The sequence below is a fragment of the Vibrio sp. CUB2 genome, assembly GCF_001557945.1.
In the GTDB taxonomy this organism is placed as follows: domain Bacteria; phylum Pseudomonadota; class Gammaproteobacteria; order Enterobacterales; family Vibrionaceae; genus Vibrio; species Vibrio owensii.
This window is the reverse complement of the sequence record NZ_LNRB01000086.1, coordinates 1-334: the sequence shown is the minus strand read 5'-3', so window position 1 is coordinate 334 and position 334 is coordinate 1. Positions and strand designations below refer to the sequence as shown.

General features: G+C 38.3%; 1 tRNA gene. It reads left to right on the top strand.

Annotation, left to right across the window (positions count from 1 at the left end):
* The first annotated feature begins 76 nt into the window (after positions 1–76).
* Positions 77–152, top strand: a tRNA-Glu gene (locus ATB78_RS27995).
* The last annotated feature ends 182 nt before the right edge of the window (positions 153–334 follow it).

Genomic DNA, 334 nt, shown 5'->3' with positions numbered 1-334 from the left:
CACGATGAGTGCCCACACAGATTGATACGGTTTATAAGTAAAAGAGACGAAGATATCCCAATATCTTCAATCCAGTGTCCCGTTCGTCTAGAGGCCTAGGACACCGCCCTTTCACGGCGGTAACAGGGGTTCGACTCCCCTACGGGATACCATCTTTAAACATTCTCTTTTGAGAGTTTTTAAAAATGGTTACTTCATAAGAAGTGATTAGCTCTTTAACAATTTGGAAAGCTGACAAAACAAACTTTTAAGTTTGTTTGTAAAGTTCTCAATGTTTGTCTTTATGACAAACACCAAAAAACACATTCAAGTGTTCTTGGGAATATCACTTTTA